The sequence below is a fragment of the Nonomuraea sp. KM90 genome (assembly GCF_052246675.1).
In the GTDB taxonomy this organism is placed as follows: Bacteria; Actinomycetota; Actinomycetes; order Streptosporangiales; family Streptosporangiaceae; genus Nonomuraea.
Genome location: NZ_JBQQCB010000013.1, coordinates 18,400 through 34,060, shown reverse-complemented (window position 1 = coordinate 34,060; position 15,661 = coordinate 18,400). Strand labels below are relative to the sequence as shown.

The window sequence follows — 15,661 nt, the reverse complement described above, 5'->3', positions numbered from 1 at the left end:
GTCGATGGTCAGGCCGGATCCCGGCCCTGCGGAACGTGGCCGGACCCCGCAACAGGCCGCCCCCGTCGGGGCGAGGCCGGAGGGTACGAGGGCACGGCCTGAGCGTGAGCGGATACACCGTGCTCGACGTGCTGGCCCGGCAGGTCGGAGCTGGCCCCGCTCGCCGCGGTCATCGCCTAGCTGGGCTTGACGTTGCTCTGGATCTCGCCGACCGGCACGTCCCGCGTGGTCTCCAGCTGGACGGGCGCGAACTGGAACGGCACCACGTCACCCGCCACCTCGACCGGCCACACGGTCGTGACGGTCAGCGTGTACGTCTCGCGCGGCTGGTCGATCGAGGACCGCAGGTAACGCACCCCGCACGCGAACGCACCGCCCTTGACGTACGGCTTGCCCGACGTCCCGCAGCCCTCCTCGTGCACCTCGGCCCGGTCCTTGGACGTGCCCGGGTCGATCTTGATCTCCTCCAGCGTGGCCACCACGGTCGCGCTCATGACGCCGGGGATCGTCGCGGTCACCGACCTGCGCGGCTGGCCGATGCCGTCGAGCCAGACCCAGGTCGGCAGGTTCACGTAGCTCTTGGCGTCGGGGTTCAGCTTGACGGTCGGCTCGGGCACGGTCAGCGCGGCCCGGGCGATCTCGGCCAGCTCCTGGATCGTGATCCCGGACGGCGGCGTGGTGCCGGGCGGGACGAAGACGAAGGGGTCGAGGCTGGAGAAGCAGGCCTCGCCCTTGGGATCGGAGGCGTTGTACGCCGGCCCCCACCAGCGCCCATCCTTGCCGATCTTGTCCTGGAACTGCTTGAGGAACGCCTTGAACTTCTCCTCGGTGGGGTTCGGGGTGAACCTGAACCAGTACGCCCGCAGCGACTCCTGCGACTTGAGCATCTCGCTCGCGTCCAGGCCGGGCTCGTACCAGCAGGGACGCTTGAGCACGTAGCCGTCGGCCTTGCCGCCCCGCGCGCCGTCGCCGGAGATGACGATCTTGGAGTTGAAGAGCTCGACGCCTTTCGTCCTGCCCTCGTCGATGGGGGCGCCGCTCGGCGGTTCCGGTGCGGCGCCGGCCAGCAACGTGCCCGCGACGACCATCGATATCAGGCCCTTCATCAGGTGCACCCCTTCAAGTCGTAGCGAAATCCCCTGATCCGCCAGACACCGTCGTCACCGCGGTGCGCGAGCAGGACCTGGAGGTACGGAGCGCGCACCCACAAGGGCTGGGGCGCGACCGCCTTGCCGGTACGTGTGGAGACCACGCGCGCGCCTGTCTCGTCCACACATGCGTTGACCTGCGCGCCCTTGTCCATCACCGCGGCTACCCGCAGGTCGTAGAGCCGGGTCGCGCCTTTCACCGTCTTCTCCTTCTCGGTGTAGCCGTGCACCCAGTCGTACGCTTCGCGGACGCCGGTCAGTTCGAGATCCAGACCTTTCAGGTATCGATCGCTTCCCGAGACGAGCGCCTTCCTGGAGGCCACGTAGTAGTCCGCCATGAGATCGATGAGCGGGTCCCGGCCGGCGGGCCAGTCGATGTCCACCCGGAGCTTGCCGCCGCCGATCGAGATCGTCTCGGGGCCCGGCGTGCGGGCCGGCTCGTTCCCGGTCTCGCTCCCGGTCTCAGTCCGGGGCGCGCTCGTGGTCCCGGACGGGGAGGGGGCCGTGGTGACGCCCTCCTGCGGCCGGTACGGCCGTTCGGGCGGCGCGCAACCCGTCATGAGCAGCCCCGTCATGGGGAGCAGGGTCAGCGCCACCATCGCCGCACGTCTCATGCCGACGACTCCCTCACCACATGGATGCGCCACGTAGGCAGCAGTTCCTCGATCAACGCCTCGGTCTCGGGGGCCATCCCGCCCCCGTACGGGTGCGAGGCCGCCCGGCGGGTCAGCCCCTCGACGACGGCACGCAGGCGCACGATGTCCTCGGTGGCGTGCGTGGCCCGTAGCAGGTCGCGCCAGAGTCCCTCGTCGTCGGGCGCCAGCAGCAGCGCCGCGCGCACGGCGGCCACGGCGGCGTCCGGCTGGCCGTTCGCGAGCCGGAGCTCGCAGAGCTGGTGCGCGGCGTCGGCCACGGCGGCGGTGACGTCGTACTCCAGGTCGTCGGCCGCCAGCCAGGCGTACCGGCCGGGGCGGCGGGCGGCCAGCAGCGGGCCGCGTACGAGGCCGAGTGCCTTCTCCAGCAGGACGGCCCTGGCCGTGGGGTCGCCGTGGGAGCGGCGGACGAGCTCGCGGAACAGCGCCCAGTCCGTACGCACGTCGGGCCCCAGCCGCAGCCGGCCGGCCTCGTCGGTGAGCAGGTGCTCGGGCCCCAGCCACTCGGCGACCCTGGCGATGGTGGCGTCCCTGACCATGTCCTGCACGCCGCGCGGCCACAGCACGCCCCCGAGCACCACGGGATGGACGCCGCCCACGTGCGTGGACAGGTAGACCAGCAGCTCGGTGGCCAGCTCCATCCGCCCCTCCTCCAGGGCGGGCAGGCCGACGATCTCGACCGGGCCGAGGATCCTGATCTCCACGGCGGGCGGGTGCAGCCCGGCCAGCGGCTCGGCCTCCGGGATGACCTCGCCTTCGAGGCGGTCGGCCGTGCGGAAGAGGTCGATCAGCGCGCGGTAGTGGCGGCGCGGCAGGAGCTGGGCCTCCACCTCGAAGCCCAGCTCGGCGAGCCTGGCCTTGCCGTCCTCGCTGATCTCCAGGGTCCAGGTGGCGTGCGGGACCTCGCCCGCCAGCACGTATCCGGCGGTGTCGTGGCGGGCCAGCAGCGCCAGGCGGCGGGCCTCCTCGTGCGTGGGCGCGACCGAGGACAGCAGGTAGTGGGCGCCGCGCGGGCTGCCGGTGATGCGGCCGGTCAGCACCTCCCGGCGCGGCGCGGCGCTCGCCTCCAGCTCGGGCAGCACCTCGGCGAGGCTGCCGACCGCCCTGATCCGGCCGGGCGCGATCGCGGTCAGCTCCTCGCCGAAGCCGACGAGCGTGATGCGCATGCGGTCGGACCAGCGGTTCGTGGCCAGCTCGACGGCGAGGGCGGCCAGCGCGGCGGTGGTCTGCGGGCCGCGCACGTTGATCAGGCCCTGCGCCGCCTCCAGGTCGATCAGCACGCGCCCGCCGGCGTCGGTGCCGATGGAGACCAGCCCCGGGTACGGTGCCCCGCCCTGCTGTCCGTGGTCCGGGAGCAGGCGGCCCTCGTGGGCGGGCAGCCGCCAGATCTGGCCGCCGTCCGCCGCCGTCCAGGGGGCCGGCGGGTCCGCGTCCGGCGGGTGGATCCACAGGTCGAGGGTGCGCGCGGACAGATGTGCCCCGTACACGGTGGGCGGCGTGCGGCGCTGGGCGGCGAGCTCGGCGCCGAGCACGCGCAGCCCGACGTCCAGCACGCGGGCCCCGGGCGCGTCGCCGCCCAGCCGGAGCGCGACCTCGGCCTGGGCGGCGTCGTCGCGGGGGCGGACGATCCGGCGGCCGAACATCCGCCGCCAGAGCTGCTCGCGGCGCCGCCTGGCCAGCACGAGCAGCAACCCCGCGGCGGCCAGGGAGGCGGCGGCGAGGTAGCCGGTCAGGTCGCCGTCCTGGCTCTCGCGGATGACGGTCTCCTGGTCGCGCGAGTCCTGGCGCTCCTGGCGCTCCTGGCGGTCGGCCCGGGTGTCACCCTGCTGGTCCGGCTGGCGGTGCTTGCCCTCGCCTCTCTCGGGAGTCTGCCGCTTCTCGGTGTCGGCCTTGGAGTCGCGGTCCACGTGTGCCCGGCCCGGGTGCTCGCGCAGGGTCTGCTGGCGGGGCTGGTCGGCGGGGACGATGTGCACGTTCCTGGCGTCGTCCGGCATGTCGAGCACCCAGCCGGGCCTGATCAGGTCGGCCATCCTGAGCCGGCTGCCGTCCGGCTGTTCCTTCGCCTGATTGAGCCGGTAGATCTCGGGATATCGGCGGCCGTCTCCCAGGCACTTCTCGGCGATCTCCCACAGGCTCTCGTGGTGGCGCCCGTGCGGCGGCTGCACCACGTACACCTTCTTGGTCTTCTGCGTCTCCAGCGTCTGCTCGACGAGCGGCGCCGAGTACGCGACCGCCGTCACCGGGGGGGCGGCCGGCGTGGGCGCCAGCCTCGCGATCGGCGCCACCATCGCCCCGGCCGTGAACAGCAGCAGCGCGGCCGAGACGAGCTTGTTGGCCAGGAACTGCATGCCGCCGGACATCGGCACGCGGGCGGGCATGCCCACCCGGCGGACCCCGGCGTACACCTCGACCAGCACGCACACGAAGAGCTGGAACCAGGCGATCCACACCAGCAGCACGAGCACGGCGATCATCGTGCTCGGGCCGACGTTGCTGGTCAGCACGTCGAGGTCGAGCAGCTCGGGCGCGAGCGGCGGCCCGACGAAGGTGAGCAGCGCGTACGGCACGCCGCCCACGAGCGCCACCAGCACGACCAGCGCCCCGATCCCGGCCAGCACGTCGCCGGCGCTGCGCCTGGCCGGCACGCGCACGGGAACGTGACGTCCGTGTGGACGCGCGGGCTCTCGCGTCGGCATCGCCTCTCCCTTCCCCGGTCCAGCGTCGTGGCTCGTGTGTCCCGCATCCATCGAGTGGCGGGATTCGGTCTATCTCGGTTCGGCCATCCCGGTTCGGCTATCTCGCTTCGGGGACGGCGCTGGCCTCGCCGGTCATCTCGGACCCGGGGAAACCGATCGCGCTCAGGAAGAACGCCTCCCACCGCACCGACACGGTGACCGTCACCTGCGCCTGGCCCTGGCCGACCGAGCACTCGCCGGGCGACACGTCGTCGCCGCCCTGGGCCGCGACGATCTCGTCGGCCCTGGCGCACACCTGCTCCTCGCCGAGCAGCCGCGTCTGCCCCGTCTGGCGGAGGTGGTCGACGTCGAGCTGGTCGGCGCCGGCCCGGGCGGCCTGCTCGGCCACGTCGGCGGCGCGCAGCCGGGCGTTGATCGCCGACCCGCCGTCCACCAGCAGCCCGGCCAGCAGGAACACGACCACGGAGAACAGCACGGTGAACACCGACATGGACCCCCGCTCGCCGGTCCTCATTCGATCCTCCTGAACTGCTCCAGCGGCACCACGGCCGTCCCCGTGAGCTGCTTGGTGCCGCCGAATCCGAGGAAGGACAGGTCCAGCTCGCACGTCACCTCGGCCTGGACCTGGCCGCCCTGCTCCCATTCGGACCCGTCCAGGGAGACGGAGGAGGACCGGCAGGGCTCCTTGAGCACGCCCGTGGCGATCGCCTCGGCGGCGGCCTCGGCCTCGTCGAGCGAGCGCTGCACGGACGCGGCCCGGGCGGCGTCGCGCGCCGCCCCGTTGACCCGTCCCTGCGACTCCACCAGCACCCCGGCCCCGGCCAGGAACATGAGGAACAGCAGGAAGACAGGGGCCAGCATGACCGTCTCCACCGCCATCGAGCCCCGCTCGTTCATACGCAGTCCTCGCCGCCGTTGTCGGGGCGGAAGCACTCGACGGGGCCGCCCGCGGTGGCGGTGATCGTGAAGGCCAGGTCGGGCAGCAGCGGGATGACCTGTACGGCGCTGCCGGTCACCGTGACGAAACGCTCGCCGGGCTCCTTCTCGGACGTCGTGGCGGTGGCCTCCCGCAGCAGCCGGGGGCCGATGGTACGGACGATCTCGGTGGCCTTCCCGGCGGCCGCGCCCTCCCAGTCGCCCGAGTCGAACGGGGCGGCCCTGGCCACGCGGGCGCCCTCCCTGGCCGCCGCCTCCGCGACCTGCCGGGCGTGGAACCAGAGGGCGACCTGCACGATGAGCAGCACGGTCGCGAGGATGACCGGCATGAGCAGGGCCAGCTCGATCACCGTCACGCCGCGCTCGTCCCGTCGCGGCCGGACTCTCACGGAGTGCCACCACCGCCGTCGCCGCCACCGCCACCCCCGAAGGTGTCCTGGAGGTTGCTCTGCTGCTGTTCGACCAGGGTTTTGATCAAGGTGGCCAGGCCCAGGGCGACACCGGCGATGATGGCGGTGATGATCACCCATTCGACGGCGGAGGCGCCCCGGGTGGGTGCCGTGCGGGCACGGTGCACGCGGTCGCCCAGGTACGCGGTGAGGTAAACGATCCAGGGATGGTTCATCAGACCCCCAACATCTTCATAGCGGCGGGAAAACTGAGAAAAATCACGAAACCGGCGCAGAGCAGGAGCTGGGCCACCAGCATCGACTGGGAACGCTCGCCCGCCCGGCCCTCGATCTCGGCCAGCTCGCGGCGGCGCAGCGTGGCGGCCCTGGCGGTGAGCGAGGCGCGTACTTTCGCGCCGTCATCCGCCACCAGGCCGAGCGCGGCGGACAGGTCGCGCAGCTCGTCGACGTTGATCTCCTCGCCGAGCTGGCCGAGCGCCTGCCACGGCGTGATGCCGACGATCCGGGCGCCTCTCAGGGCGTCGCGGATGCGGCCCATCGCCCAGTTGGGCTGCTCGCCGCTGACCGAGACGGCCATCATCAGGGCCTCGGGCACGCCCCGGCCGCCGGCCAGGTTCATGGAGACCAGGTCGAGGAAGGCGCCGACGACGTGGCGGAAGTCGCGCCGCTTGGCCGCGGCGTCCTTCTTCACCTGCAGGTCCGGCAGGAAGAAGAAGACGATGGCCACGAGCACGGCGGCCCAGAACGGGATGGCCAGGGAGGTGCCCCACTCCATGAGCACCAGCCAGGCGAGCAGCAGCGGGAAGGCGAGCAGGCCGCTGGCCGCCAGCAGCACCTTGGTGGCCAGGAACGCCTCGAACGAGCGGCCGACCAGGGCCAGGTCCGCCTTGACCGACCTGGCCTCCCAGCCGCGGGCGCCGTACAGGCGGGCCAGCCGGGCGCCGAGACCGCGGCGGAACGCGCTGACCTCCTCGTCGGGCAGCACGAGCTGGATGCGGGGGGCGCCCGCGTCCTCGCGTACGGCGTCGAGCGCGAGCAGCCGCGCCACCAGCCCGGGGCGCGCCGGGAAGAGCGCCCGCAGCAGTACGAACAGGCCGAGCCCGAGCACGGCGCCGGCCAGCGCGCCCTCAACCATCGCCGCGTCCTCTCGCCGGGACCGGCACGACCTCAGCCATTGCCGCCGCCTCCTCCCATGAGCAGCCGCGTGGGCTTGTCGAACCTGGCCAGCCGCCGCATCCAGGCGAACCCGGCCCCGAACAGCCCCGCCACGACCACCAGCACGGCCTGGCCGAGGAAGCCCTCGTACTCGGCGACGTAGGAGGGGTTGAACAGCACGAGGATCCCGGCGAAGACGAGCGCGGTGATCACCACGATCTGCACGCTGCGCCTGGTGGAGCGGCGCTCGGCCTCGACGCGGCGGCGCATGTCGAGCTCCTCGCGGGCCGAGACGGCCAGCGCGCCCAGCACGTCGCGCAGGCCGGGGCCGCGCAGCTTGGAGTTGAGGATGAGCGCGGCCACCACGAGGTCGGCCGAGGGGTCGTCGAGCTCGTCGGCGAAGCGGGCGAGCGCCTCCGGCAGTGCCATCCTGGTGTGCAGCCGGTCGATCATGGCCCGCAGGTGCGGCCTGAGCGTGGGCGCGGCGGCCCTGATCGACGACGGGATGGCCTGTTCGAGCCCGGCGGCGCCGGCGATCGTGTCGCGCAGCGACTCCGTCCAGGCGGCCAGCCCTTCCAGGCGGTGCATGGCGGCGCGCTCCTCGGCGGCGCCGCCCGCCAGGCCGCGCCAGGCGAACACGAGCAGCACCGTGCCGACCGCCACGACCGGCCAGCCGGTGATGATCAGGACCATGGTGGCGGCCACGGCGGCCACCGCGGCGCGGGTGGTCAGCATCTTGATCAGGTGGCGTCTGGGCCGGGTCGGGCGGGGGCGCAGGCCGTACAGGGAGAGGACGAGCAGGAACAGGCCGCCCCCCGCCACCGCGCCGGACAGCAGCGCCAGCGGGTCGAACGTGAACGGCATCGCTACCAGCCCCCCGGGGTGTAGCCGTGGGCGGCGAGCTCCTCCAGGCAGGAGACCGGCGCGTGCGGGAGGGCGGTGCCGTCGGGACCGGGCACGAACACCTCGCTGGACAGGACGCGGCCGTCGCAGCCGTTGACCTCGCGGATGCTGGAGACGTAGCGGCGCAGGGTGCCGCCGACGTGATAGTCGTTGCGCTTCTCGATGAAGACCACGAAGTCGATGGCGCCCGCGATGAGCATGTGGGTGGCGTCGATGGGCAGGCGCTCGCTGGCCTGCAGGGCGTAGGTGGCGATGCGGTTGAAGACCTCCATGCTGGAGTTGGCGTGGATGGTCGACAGGGAGCCGTCGTTGCCCTGCGTCATCGCGTTGAGCATGGTGACGATCTCGTCGCCGAGGACCTCGCCGACGATGACGCGGCTGGGGTTCATCCGGAGCGAGCGCCTGACGAGCTCGGCCATGGAGATCTCGCCCTGGCCCTCGGAGTTGGGCAGCCGCTGCTCGAAGGCGACCACGTTGGGGTGGAGCTCGGGGAACTGGTCGAGGCCGAGCTCCAGCGCGCGCTCGACGGTGATGAGGCGCTCGTTGGGCGGGATCTCGTTGGCCAGGGCGCGCAGCAGGGTGGTCTTCCCGGCGTTGGTGGAGCCGGCGATCATGATGTTCTTGCGGGCGGCGACGGCGGCGGCCAGGAAGCGCCCGACGTCCGGACTTATCGTGCCGTTGCCTACGAGATCGGACATGAACACCTTGCCCAGGCGGGCGCGGCGGATCGAGACGGCCGGCCGGACCGTGACGTCCATGACCGCGCTCAGCCGGGAGCCGTCCGGCAGGCGCAGGTCGAGCTGGGGGTTGGCGGTGTCGAACGGCCTGCTCGACAACCCCGAGTACGCGGCCAGGATCTGGATCAGCTCGATCAGCTCGTCGTCGGAGTCGGCGACCGGGTCCTGCATGAGCTCCTGGCCGTCGGCGTAGCTGACGAACACCTTGTCGCAGCCGTTGATGTCGATGTTCTCGACCTGGGCGTCGTCGAGCAGCGGCTGCAGCCGGCCCACCCCGAACAGCGCCGCGTGGATGCCCGCCGCGAGCGCCTCCTCCTCCTCCACGGTGGGCGGGGTGCGGCCGAGGCCGATCTCGCTGCGGGCGTGCTCCTCCAGCACCTGGGAGATCAGCGCCCTGGCGAACTGGCGCTCGTCCTCCCCGCTCATCGGGGGCAGGCCGTTGGCCTGGTCGAGCCGGCGCTGGTGGGCCAGGCGGTCGCCGACCTCCTGGCGGAAGCGCTTGACGAGAGAGTGGTCGATCATCGGTGGCTCACCAGCCTCGCCGCCAGGTCCCTGGCCGTACGGATGAGGAGCGATCGGTCGAGGCGGCCGCCCCACTGGCCGCGCAGGAGCTCGGCGCCCTTGGGGTCGTACGCCAGGCCGTGCACGAACTGGACGCTAGGGCCGACGATCCTGCGTACGTCCTCGATCGAGCCCCGGTAGTTGCGCGGGTCGGCGATCACGACCACGCCGTGTGCCTTGGTGATCTGCAGGCGCTCGCGCAGGTGGGCCACGTGGTCGAGGGTGGCCCTGGTGAGCAGCACGACCTGCTCGGCCTCGGCGATCAGGTCACCGATCTGCGGGTGTGCGCCCAGGCGGCCGCAGTCGGCGATCACGTCGGCGTTCGGGATGGCGGCCAGCACCCTGCCCAGCGGGCCCCACATCCAGGTGAGCCCGGCCGCCTGCTCGCCGTGCGTGAGCCCGGCCAGCACGTCGAGGCCGCCGATGATCTTCTGCGTGTGCTGGTGGATCTGCGCCGGTTCGAGCCCGCGGCGCGCGGTGGCGCCCAGCGTGAGCAGGCCGCGGCCGGGGTTCAGCACCCCGCCGCCGGCCGCGGGCAGCCGGTAGGCGAGGTCGCCGCCCGCCGGGTCGCATTCGGCCAGCAGCACCGGACGCGGCCAGACCGCCGCCAGGGCCGTGGCGGCGGTGGTCACCCCCGGCGCGCCCTTGTCGGCGGCCAGGACGATCAGCGCCACGTCAGCGTTCCCCCGGCAGCTCGGCCACCGCGATCTCCCCGCTGGAAGCGGAGGCCACTATTTCCGGCGCCGCCGCCGAATCGACGACCACGGTGATCTGGCCGGAATTTCCCGTTCTCGACCTGTCACCCACGGCGAAGACCAGCGCTTTCGCGGCGAGTACGCGGCTTTCTCCCTGACTCGACCGGCTCGGTACGAATATCACCTGCACCCGGTCGCCCTCCTGCACGCCCGCCGGCATTTGCCCCGGCTTGAGCGCGAGCCCGACCGTGGCCTTTCCCGGCCCCAGCTCGCTGCTGGCCCGCACGCCCATCTGGTTGGTCAGGAGGGTGCCGGGGAGGAGGGTGACGGTTGCGAAGCTTTCGAGCACCTGCGCCCGCTGCGACCAGGAGACGAACTCGACGCCCGTGTCGGCGATCTTCACTTCCTCGATCGCCTGCTGGGTGAACTTCTGACCTGCGCCGATCTGCTGGGTGACGCGGATCGCGGAGATGCGGTCGCCGCTGCGCAGGACGAGCAGGGTCGTGGCCAGCGCGCCGCCGAGGATGAGCAGCACGGCCAGCGCGGCCAGCGCGGGCTTGCGTTCCCTGGGTGGCACGGGGAGCTTGCGCGAGGCCGGGCCGGACAACCCCGCCGCCGCGTTGGCGGCAGGCTTTTCACTGGTCCTCATGGGTGGGGGGCTCCCGAAGTGAATTGCGGAATTCACGCCATTATGTGGCGCTCGGTCCGAGCCTGTAGGCGGAATTCGGGGACCCATGCTTGTTTCGCAGGTGACATGATGTCAAGCCGAAATAATCGATGCCTATTGTTTCTATCAAGTTGACGAGTGATGATTTTTCGGGCTAGTCGCCACTTCAATAACTTCAGGCACTCCAATCACATTCTTTGGGGAATCTGCCCCCTTCATCCCGTCGGCCATGCCATTGCCGTCAACCGGCGCGCCAGGCCACGTTCCGGACGCTACCTTTGCGCCCGAAGTCGACCGAGGAGACGGCACCATGCGGATCATGCTCACCGTGATCGGCGGGCAGGGCGATCGTGACGTCGTGATCGACGGCGACGACGGCGCCACGGTGGCGAGGCTGAGCGAGGCGCTCAGCGATCAGGGGCCACTGGCGGAGGTGGTCCGGCTGCCCAAGGCCCGGGCGCCCTACGGCATGACGGCGTCCGGCGGCGTCGGCGCGCACGTCCCCAGGCCACGCCGGCCGGAGCGCTCCGACATGGGGCCGCCGGTCCTGTGGCGGGACGGCCGGCCGCTCGACCCGCGCACCCCGGCCGCCGCCGTGCTGCGCGACGGCGACAAGGTCACGCTCGACCCCCACCTCGCCCGCGCCACCGTCGTCGAGGAGCCCGGCGGGGTCGCCGAGGTGCGCGTGGTGGGCGGGCCGGCGGCCGGGGCGGTGCACCGGCTGGGGCTGGGCGTGCACGTCATCGGCTCCGACCCGATGTGCGCGATGGCGGCCGACGACCCGGCGCTGGCTCCGGAGGCGGTGACCGTACGCGTGACGCCGGAGGCGATCACGGTGGAGCGGGCGTGGCGCCCGCGCGGCGAGGCGCCCAGGATCAAGCTCAAGGGGCGCTGGGCCGAGGAGGTGGCCGAGCTCACCGCGCGTACGGCCGAGCGCGAGGCCGCCGAGCACGCGGCCGGCCACGACGAGGTGCCCGAGCTCGACGGGCGACCGCTCACCGAGCCGGTGGAATGGCCCGACCAGGCCGTGCTGACCTGCGGGTCCTCGGTGTTCGTGCTGACCTCCATCGAGCCGAGGGACGCGCACCTGGCACCGCGGACCGAGGGCGGCGTCGCCTACAACCGCCCGCCCAGGCTGCTGCGGCCCGAGCCCCAGCGCAAGTTCGTCAAGCCCAAGGAGCCGGGCCGGAACGAGGGGTTGCGCCTGCAACTGCTGGCCGCCTGCCTGCCGGCCGTGCTCGGGCTGACCCTGGCGATCGCCCTCAAGCAGTGGTACTACCTGCTCGTCGCCCTCATGACGCCGGTCATCATGATCGGCCAGTGGTGGAGCGACCGGCGGCACGGCAAGAAGCAGCACAAGAAGGCGCTCAAGGAGTACGAGGAGCAGGTCAGGGCGTACGACGAGGCCGTGGAGCGGGCCCGGGCCGCCGACGAGGCCGCCCGCAGGTCCGACGCGCCCGACCCGGCGCAGGTGCTGCTGACGGCCACGGGGCCGCGCAGGCGGCTGTGGGAGCGCCGGATCCACGACTCCGACGCGCTCAGGCTGCGCGTCGGGCTCGCCGACCTGCCCGCCGATCTGGACCTGTCGGAGGAGCAGGGCGGGCCCATCGACCCGCCGATCTGCCGCTCGGTGCCGGTGGCGCTGCCCATGCGGCGGCTGGGGGTGGCCGGCGTGACGGGGCCGCGCTCATCCGCGACCAGCCTGGCCGGCTGGCTGGTCGCCCAGGCCGCCACCCTGCACAGCCCGCGTGACCTGGCCATCGTGGTGGTGTCCGCGCACGCCGACGCCGAGCGGCGCTGGGGCTGGCTGCGCTGGTTGCCGCACTGCGCGCCCCGGGCCGGCGAGGAGTGCGTGGCGCTGGTGGGCACCGACCCCGACTCGGCCACCCGCCGGGTCGCGGAGCTGGCCGCCCTCATCGACGAGCGCCAGAACACCGCCATCCCCGAGCTGGGCAAGATCCCCACCGGCTGGGACGACCTCGGCGGGCCGGAGAAGCCCACGTTCTCCTCCTACGACGTGCGCCCCTACGACGTGCTGGTGATCCTCGACGGCGCCCAGGTCCTGCGCGGCCTGCCCAACATGCCTCAGGTGCTGCGCCAGGGCCCGCGCTCCGGCGTGTACACGCTGGCCATCGACGACGACCAGCGCCTGCTGCCCGAGGAGTGCCAGACCGTGGCCGCGTGCGGCACCGACGGCCTCGTCCGCCTGCGCGGCGGCGGCCTCGACGTCATCGGCCCGGTCCTGGCCGACCTCGTGTCCGCCCCCTGGTGCGACCGCCTGGCCCGGGCGCTGTCCCCGATCCGCGACGTGAGCAGGGACGACCCCGGCGGCAACCTCCCCGACGCGGTACGCCTCCTCGACCTGATGGGCATGCCCGTCCCCTCCGGCAAGGAGCTGGCCGCCCAGTGGGGCGACCAGGGCAGCACCAAGGCGCTCATCGGCGTCGGCCCGGACGGCCCGTTCTCGGTGGACCTCAGGCTCGACGGCCCCCACGGGCTCGTCGCCGGCACCACCGGCGCGGGCAAGTCGGAGCTGCTGCAGACGCTGATCTGCTCGCTGGCGGTGGCCAACCGGCCCGACCAGCTCACGTTCGTGCTGATCGACTACAAGGGCGGCGCCGCGTTCAAGGAGTGCGTACGCCTGCCGCACACGGTCGGCATGGTCAGCGACCTGGACGGCCACCTGACGCAGCGGGCCCTCGACTCGCTGGCGGCCGAGATCCGGCGGCGGGAGCGGCTGCTGGCGGCGGCCGGGGCCAAGGACATCGAGGACTACGCGGGGCCGGGGCTGCCGCGCCTGGTGCTGATCATCGACGAGTTCGCCGCCCTGGTGGCCGAGCTGCCGGACTTCGTGACCGGGCTGGTGGACATCGCGCGCAGGGGCCGGTCGCTGGGGATCCATCTGATCCTGGCGACGCAGCGGCCCGCGGGCGTGGTGACGGCCGACATCCAGGCCAACACCTCGCTGCGGATCGCGCTGCGGGTGACCGAGCCCGCCGAGTCGGCCGACGTCATCGACCTGCCGGACGCCGCGCACATCTCCAAGTCCACGCCCGGCCGCTGTTACGTGCGCTCGGGGGTGGGGGCCGCGGTGGCCGTCCAGACGGCCAGGGTCGGCGGCCGCAGCCCCGCCGCGTCCGGTGTCGCCTCCGTGCCGGGCGGTGAGGTACGGGTGCTGGACGTGGACTGGCGCGCCCTCGGGAAGGCGCTGCCACCGCCCCCGCGGCCCGAGGAGGAGGACTCCACGACCACGGACCTCACCCTCGCCGCCGACGCCCTGATCGAGGCCGCCCGCCTGGCCGGGGTGCCCGTCCAGCCCAGCCCGTGGCTGGACCCCCTGCCCACCCGCCTCGTCCTGGACCTCCCCGACGGGGGGAACGGGCCCTCGGACAGCCGCGGGGCCGCAGGTGTGCTCGCCGCACCCCACTCACTCAACGGCGCGGACGCGGGCGGCGGGGCGGAGGCGTTCGCCGAGGTGCCACCGCTGCAGTTCGGGATCACCGACCGGCCGTGGGCGCAGGACCGGCACCCGCTGGCGCTCGACGTGGCCCACGGCGGGCACCTGCTGATCGCCGGGGCCGCGCGCAGCGGCAGGTCGACGGCGCTGCGCACGATCGCGGGCGCCATCGCCGCGTACGCCTCCCCCGATGACGTGCACCTGCACGCGGTCGACTGCGGCTCGGGCGCGCTGCTGCCGCTGGTGGCCATGCCGCACTGCGGCGCCGTGGTCACCCGCGACCAGCTCGACCGGGTGGAGCGGCTGCTGACGCGGCTGCGCGCCGAGGTGGGCCGCCGCCAGCAGCTCCTGGCCGAGGCCGGGCACGCGTCGCTGGCCGAATACCGGCAGGCGGGCCATCGGCTGCCCTGGATGGTGTTCATGCTCGACCGCTGGGAGGGCTTCGTGGCCGCGTTCGAGGGCTACGACTACGGGCGGCTGATCGAGGCGCTGCTCCAGCTGCTGCGGGAGGGCGCGGCGGTCGGGTTCAGGGCCGTGGTCACCGGCGACCGGTCCGGGCTGCTCGGCCAGGTCTCGACGGTCTTCGACGACCGCCTGCTCCTGCGCCTGTCCGACTCCTCCGACTACGGCCTGGCGGGCTTCCCGCTCAAGGGCCTGCCCTCCGTCATGCCGCCCGGCCGGGCCCTGTCGATGGGCGAGCACGGCATCGTGGAGCACCACATCGCGCTGCTGGCCGACGACCCGGCCGGCCCGGCGCAGGTGGCGGCGCTCCAGGCCCTGGCCCGCGCCGCCACGGCACCCGCGTCCGAACCCGCTCGCGGCTCCCGTGCCGGAGGCGGGGCGGGTGGGCGGTCCGCCCCCGCGCACGCCGCGGGGGCGGGAAACGGCGGCCGGCGCCGGGTGGGGGCGCCGCCGCTGCGGGTGGACGCGCTGCCCATGCGCATCACCACCTCCCAGACGCTGGCCCTCGACCCGGACTTCAGCCCGCCGTCGCCGCTGTGGGCGCTGGTCGGCGCGGGCGGCGACGCGCTCGCCCCGCTCGGGCTCGACCTGCAGGCCCACGGTCCGGGCGCGGTGATCGCCGGGCCGTCCCGCTCCGGCCGCTCGTCGGTGCTGATGACGGCCGCCCAGTCGCTGATCACCCGGGGTACGCCGGTCATCGCCGTCACCCCCCGGCGCAGCCCGCTGCGGGATCTCGGCGGGGTGCTGGCCGTGCTGGACGCCGACGCCGCGAACCTGCCGGAGCTGGTGGCGGACCTGCACCACTACGTCGTGCTGGTGGACGACGCCGAGCTGGTCAACCCCGACGGGCCGCTGGGGACCGCGCTGGAGGAGGTGCTCCGGTCGGGCCGCGACGGCGACCACGGGCTGCTCGTCGCGGGCGCGACGGGAGACCTGGCCGTGGCCTACCGCGGGTTCGTGGCGGAGGCGCGCAAGGCCCGTACCGGGCTGCTGCTCGCGGTGCAGGGGCAGACGGACGGCGACCTCTTCACGATCCGGCTCCCGCGCGGGACCGTGGGCGGGCCGGCCGGGCGCGGCTTCCTCGTGACGACCGGCACCATCACGCCCGTCCAGGCCGCCCTGCCCGACAGCGGCTGAGGAGCCCGGCACACGGCCAGGAACCTCAGGACGGTTCCTGGCCG

13 protein-coding genes are annotated in these 15,661 nt (G+C 73.3%); 1 reads left to right on the top strand and 12 read right to left on the bottom strand.

Annotated features, from left to right (window positions below):
- Window positions 1-176: 176 nt before the first annotated feature.
- From ACTWPW_RS16865 to ACTWPW_RS16810, 12 genes are all read right to left on the bottom strand, one after another.
- Window positions 177-1,106 carry a hypothetical protein gene (locus ACTWPW_RS16865; RefSeq protein WP_375116298.1) on the bottom strand — a complete coding sequence of 310 codons (930 nt, stop codon included), beginning with the start codon at window positions 1,104-1,106 and terminating at the stop codon, window positions 177-179.
- Window positions 1,106-1,762, bottom strand: a complete 657-nt coding sequence (locus tag ACTWPW_RS16860; protein WP_443169207.1) for a hypothetical protein — start codon at window positions 1,760-1,762, stop codon at window positions 1,106-1,108. The genes ACTWPW_RS16865 and ACTWPW_RS16860 overlap by 1 nt, the downstream gene beginning before the upstream one ends.
- Entirely contained in the window at window positions 1,759-4,497 is a 2,739-nt protein-coding gene (locus ACTWPW_RS16855) for a BTAD domain-containing putative transcriptional regulator (RefSeq protein ID WP_443169206.1), read from the bottom strand. The genes ACTWPW_RS16860 and ACTWPW_RS16855 overlap by 4 nt, the downstream gene beginning before the upstream one ends.
- Before the next feature lie 97 nt (window positions 4,498-4,594).
- Complete coding sequence (locus tag ACTWPW_RS16850) at window positions 4,595-5,011, bottom strand: flp pilus-assembly TadE/G-like family protein (protein ID WP_375116295.1); 417 nt, start codon at window positions 5,009-5,011, stop codon at window positions 4,595-4,597.
- On the bottom strand, window positions 5,008-5,394 hold the full coding sequence (locus ACTWPW_RS16845) for a TadE/TadG family type IV pilus assembly protein (protein WP_364127884.1): 387 nt from the start codon (window positions 5,392-5,394) through the stop codon (window positions 5,008-5,010). Before ACTWPW_RS16845 ends, ACTWPW_RS16850 begins: the two co-directional genes overlap by 4 nt.
- Window positions 5,391-5,822 (bottom strand): TadE/TadG family type IV pilus assembly protein, encoded by a 432-nt coding sequence (locus ACTWPW_RS16840; protein WP_443169205.1) that lies wholly within the window; start codon window positions 5,820-5,822, stop codon window positions 5,391-5,393. The genes ACTWPW_RS16845 and ACTWPW_RS16840 overlap by 4 nt, the downstream gene beginning before the upstream one ends.
- Window positions 5,819-6,058, bottom strand: a complete 240-nt coding sequence (locus tag ACTWPW_RS16835; RefSeq protein WP_364127889.1) for a hypothetical protein — start codon at window positions 6,056-6,058, stop codon at window positions 5,819-5,821. Before ACTWPW_RS16835 ends, ACTWPW_RS16840 begins: the two co-directional genes overlap by 4 nt.
- Window positions 6,058-6,978, bottom strand: coding sequence for a type II secretion system F family protein (locus tag ACTWPW_RS16830; protein WP_375116291.1), 921 nt, complete (start codon window positions 6,976-6,978; stop codon window positions 6,058-6,060). Before ACTWPW_RS16830 ends, ACTWPW_RS16835 begins: the two co-directional genes overlap by 1 nt.
- A 32-nt stretch (window positions 6,979-7,010) precedes the next feature.
- A complete protein-coding gene (locus ACTWPW_RS16825; protein ID WP_375116290.1) occupies window positions 7,011-7,862 on the bottom strand; it encodes a type II secretion system F family protein in 852 nt (283 codons plus the stop codon).
- A gap of 2 nt (window positions 7,863-7,864) precedes the next feature.
- Window positions 7,865-9,160: a CpaF family protein gene (locus ACTWPW_RS16820; protein WP_375116289.1), complete on the bottom strand. Its 1,296-nt coding sequence runs from the start codon at window positions 9,158-9,160 to the stop codon at window positions 7,865-7,867.
- On the bottom strand, window positions 9,157-9,873 hold the full coding sequence (locus ACTWPW_RS16815; protein ID WP_364127899.1) for a hypothetical protein: 717 nt from the start codon (window positions 9,871-9,873) through the stop codon (window positions 9,157-9,159). The genes ACTWPW_RS16820 and ACTWPW_RS16815 overlap by 4 nt, the downstream gene beginning before the upstream one ends.
- 1 nt (window position 9,874) lies before the next feature.
- Window positions 9,875-10,543, bottom strand: coding sequence for a hypothetical protein (locus ACTWPW_RS16810; protein WP_375116288.1), 669 nt, complete (start codon window positions 10,541-10,543; stop codon window positions 9,875-9,877).
- Between the two features lie 328 nt (window positions 10,544-10,871).
- Here ACTWPW_RS16810 and ACTWPW_RS16805 point away from each other — a divergent pair, with 328 nt between their 5' ends.
- Complete coding sequence (locus ACTWPW_RS16805) at window positions 10,872-15,617, top strand: FtsK/SpoIIIE domain-containing protein (RefSeq protein ID WP_443169204.1); 4,746 nt, start codon at window positions 10,872-10,874, stop codon at window positions 15,615-15,617.
- Window positions 15,618-15,661: the final 44 nt, after the last annotated feature.